This is a genomic window from Microcoleus sp. BROC3, assembly GCF_036702515.1.
Classification (GTDB): Bacteria; Cyanobacteriota; Cyanobacteriia; order Cyanobacteriales; family Microcoleaceae; genus Microcoleus.
The window spans coordinates 1-3317 of sequence record NZ_JAUBTQ010000140.1 but is presented as its reverse complement, the minus strand read 5'-3'; the positions used below and the strand labels follow the sequence as shown (position 1 = coordinate 3317).

At 45.3% G+C, this 3317-nt stretch carries 5 protein-coding genes and 1 pseudogene; 1 reads left to right on the top strand and 5 read right to left on the bottom strand.

Going from position 1 to position 3317, the window contains the following annotated elements:
• Window positions 1-52: 52 nt before the first annotated feature.
• The 3 genes and pseudogenes from QUB30_RS34070 to QUB30_RS33130 all read right to left on the bottom strand — a co-directional run.
• Window positions 53-247 carry a phytochelatin synthase family protein gene (locus tag QUB30_RS34070; protein ID WP_445300579.1) on the bottom strand — a complete coding sequence of 65 codons (195 nt, stop codon included), beginning with the start codon at window positions 245-247 and terminating at the stop codon, window positions 53-55.
• On the bottom strand, window positions 248-1537 hold the full coding sequence (locus tag QUB30_RS33135; RefSeq protein ID WP_333342503.1) for a reverse transcriptase domain-containing protein: 1290 nt from the start codon (window positions 1535-1537) through the stop codon (window positions 248-250).
• A gap of 49 nt (window positions 1538-1586) precedes the next feature.
• A pseudogene (locus QUB30_RS33130) lies at window positions 1587-1718 on the bottom strand (reverse transcriptase N-terminal domain-containing protein); the annotation flags it as partial.
• A 439-nt stretch (window positions 1719-2157) separates the two neighbouring features.
• On the opposite strand from QUB30_RS33130, the gene QUB30_RS33125 reads away from it, so the two are divergent.
• Window positions 2158-2409: a hypothetical protein gene (locus tag QUB30_RS33125; protein ID WP_333342501.1), complete on the top strand. Its 252-nt coding sequence runs from the start codon at window positions 2158-2160 to the stop codon at window positions 2407-2409.
• A gap of 359 nt (window positions 2410-2768) precedes the next feature.
• On the opposite strand, the gene QUB30_RS33120 is transcribed toward QUB30_RS33125, so the two are convergent.
• Both QUB30_RS33120 and QUB30_RS33115 read right to left on the bottom strand, forming a co-directional pair.
• Window positions 2769-3032: a hypothetical protein gene (locus QUB30_RS33120; protein WP_333342498.1), complete on the bottom strand. Its 264-nt coding sequence runs from the start codon at window positions 3030-3032 to the stop codon at window positions 2769-2771.
• A complete protein-coding gene (locus QUB30_RS33115) occupies window positions 3016-3162 on the bottom strand; it encodes a hypothetical protein (protein WP_333342495.1) in 147 nt (48 codons plus the stop codon). The genes QUB30_RS33120 and QUB30_RS33115 overlap by 17 nt, the downstream gene beginning before the upstream one ends.
• Window positions 3163-3317 lie beyond the last annotated feature (155 nt).

Below are 3317 nucleotides of genomic sequence, written 5' to 3'. Positions count from 1 at the left end.
TTGTCCGATACCTAGAAAGTAGACGACCTATATTTATCAATGCACTATTTTGTTATTCTGTCAATGCGTAACTCCTAGAACGGATGCTCTGGGTGTGACCGTCAAAAAAGGTGTCTTGGGTGAGGGGGCGATATCCCTGTCTTTTGCTGCTGCCGAGTGCATTCAGAACCATCACACTACTAGCCACGCCACAATAGGCTGGACGTTGGTTGAGTCGATGGGAGGTATTATCCTCCGCACCTCTCAGTTAGATCTGGGCGTGCGAGTTTCCCCGCACCCAGCTCCCGATGTTCTTGGCTTTCGATGAGAGCTCATGTGGAGATAATCGTGGCAGATGAGAGTGAACCGCTAGAAGGTTGTTTATTTTCCAATTACTATGGTTACTGTCTACATGATGTAGATGCACCTTTTCATCGCCTAGCATTTTTAAGCCACATTTTCCACATTTATGGTTTTGCCGTTTTAACGCTTTAGAGGTTTCGCCGTTATAAAGCTTGCTGTTACGCTCACTCCAGTAGGCTATATCTCCGTCGTAGGGAGATTTCTCTCCTTTGACATTGATAAATTTGTTTTCGGAGTAAGGAACCGATGGGAATGCTTTATCAAGCAGTTTCTTGCTGGTGTAGCGAGATTGTTTCGATTCCTTATTGAATACCTTGAAAGCTCTTGTTTCGATGTGGTATAGCGAGTTGCGCGACCCGTCCATCTTGCAGTAGCGGTGGTAATTTCTCCAGCCTCTAACCACAGGGGCTAATTTCTCAGCCTTGTCCGTAGCACCATAATTCGAGTTGTTGACGATATGTTTTACCGAATGACGGAACGCTTTAAAATTGTCCGCTGATGGAACGCATCTAAATTTCCCGTTGTTTTGCACTTTGAAATGCCAACCGAGGAAGTCAAATCCATCTGTCGTAGCAGTTAGCTTGGTTTTCTTTTCACTAACTTTCATACCTCGTTCTGCCAGAAATTCGCTGACTTTATCAAGTATTGCCTCCGCATCATCTTTAAGTTTCAGAATTATTACCATGTCATCCGCGTAACGGACTGATTGATGTATTTCCTCAATCCCATTGAGAGCGATATTGGCTAGTAATGGACTTACCACGCCCCCTTGTGGGGTTCCTTGTTCTGGAAATTCTGGATTGACTCCTGATTTTAGACAGCGGAATATTCCGGTCTTGATGCCTTTTGGGGCGATGAGTCGTTTCATTATACTGGTGTGGCTTATCCTGTCGAAGCATTTTTCGATATCGAGTTCGATAACCCGTTTTTCTATTCCATTGCTGTTAGAGCGTAGATTGTTGAACAGTTTTTTCTGCGCGTCGTGCGCCGACCTTCCTGTTCTGAATCCATAACTTTGAGCGTGAAAAGTTGCTTCATGCGCTGGCTCGCTTCGCGTATTTTGCGAGGCATTGCCACGCTCTATCGGCAATAGTCGGTATCTTGAGGAGGCGGGTACTCCCATCCTTTTTTGGGATTGGTATTGAACGTAAATTCTGATGTTTCCAGTTGTTACTTTTGGTTCTGAGTTCTTCACCCAGAGAATACCTTTCCTCAAATGTGAGTGAGGCTTTCCCGTCGATTCCCGCAGTCTTTTTGCCAGCATTAAGTTGAGTTACTTGACGTATCGCCAGCATTCTTGCAGCCCGAGATTTCAGAATTAGCTTTTGAAGGGACTTTGCTTTCGGCTTGTCTCCAACTTGAATCGCTTTATACACGCGCTTTTGTAGGCGGAATAAATTACGGCGGAATTTCTTCCACGGTAACGTTTTCCAAGATTCACGCTTCGTTACTGTTGTGTCTAATCATGCTCTGCTCTAGTTTGTGTACTCTGAACACCGAGCGACCAATACGGTCTGTCCTACCCGAACTAAGGGGGTTCCGCTGCTCGTCTAGCCTACGAAAGGGTTCGACTTCCCCTTGACCCTCAATTCGTTTTTCTTCGTTCCCTCGGTTAGATTGATTGTTCCTTTAGGTGGAGCCAATTTAACTACTGGATTCCCTGGACTCTTGCCGATATTCTCAAAATGATTCGGCGGGAATAATCTCCAGTGGAGTCGGGATTTTGGTCTGTGTCCCGCTCTTGAATAAGTTACTTTTCTAGGCTCTGTTTCACCATTGGAACCCCCCATTAACGCCAGTGTCACCTCACATTAGATGTCTGATTGCGTCCTGTTCCCAGCTTCACTCTCCAAGAATCGAGCTTGGTCGGTGTGGGCAGATAGGGAGTCATGCCTGAGTCTGGCAGAAGGGATTTGCACCCTTATCAGTCCGAGAGTTCAGCCTTGTGGCTGGAAACGCTATGTACGGACTTTCACCGTGATTCACGCTTCAACGAATCGCACTTTGAGTTTCAATGTGGGTGTTAAGCGGTTGAAAATCCTGTTTGCTGTTGCTTTGGCTCAATAGCTGTTGTCCGAATGGTGACTCTAGAGAAACCAAAGTTTTGGGAAGTGGTAGTCGATCAACAGAAGGTGGCGAGAAGGCTTTCCAGGTAACAACGCTTAAACCTGTGCCGAAGATTAGTAGAATACCTCCTCCAGCTTTTATTAGTCGCCCTCGCCATCGGTGATTGCCAGACTTTTGATTTAAGTCCATATCATCATCTCTCTCAAGAACAGTTGTTTGAAAAAAGCAGTCCAAATACGTCTCAATTAATTAAAATCTCTAAAAACTCACGATTAAGAGGGACGATCGTATCAACACACCTCTTTCTAGATTAGTCGCAAGGGTGCATCAAACTAACCGCCTTCGGAATTTGCGATCGCTCACCAGCCGATACTTGCCTCTGCAGGCTGTATTTTGCGGTAGCCTAACTCTGCATGGCGGGCGTAGAATACAGCCTCCGCCACTTGGTTGAGCACTGGACTGAATACAACTAGCCCGTTCCTTCCTTTGCCATCATACTTGAAAAGCAGCCACTCAAAATTCGAGCTTCTACCGAATCCTTGTTCGTAAACCAAACTATCGCCCACCGCTTTATCTCTTAACGCCTCATCATTTACCACGAATACGTTAGTACCGCAAGTCAAGAAAGAGCGATCGCCAAGCTGAAAATGTATCAGTAAATGCTACAGCACAACTAATTAACGAGACTGAAAATGCTGCTACCGCTAGCCTAACTCTAAAAGCACGTCGCCAAGGTGCAGTGAATAAAATCATAATCCTCGTCCTCAATATTGATAGCAGCCTTGACAAATTCCCTCCATAGGATAGACGGAAATCCCCAAGTAAAGACATTAGGAGTTACGCATTGACAGAATAACAAAATAGTGCATTGATAAATATAGGTCGTCTACTTTCTAGGTATCGGACAA

Coding starts and splice junctions, on each gene's coding strand:
- QUB30_RS33125 (WP_333342501.1), top strand. CDS start 2,158: ATGTCTGATTGCGTCCTGTTCCCAGCTTCACTCTCCAAGAATCGAGCT.
- QUB30_RS33115 (WP_333342495.1), bottom strand. CDS start 3,162: ATGATTTTATTCACTGCACCTTGGCGACGTGCTTTTAGAGTTAGGCTA.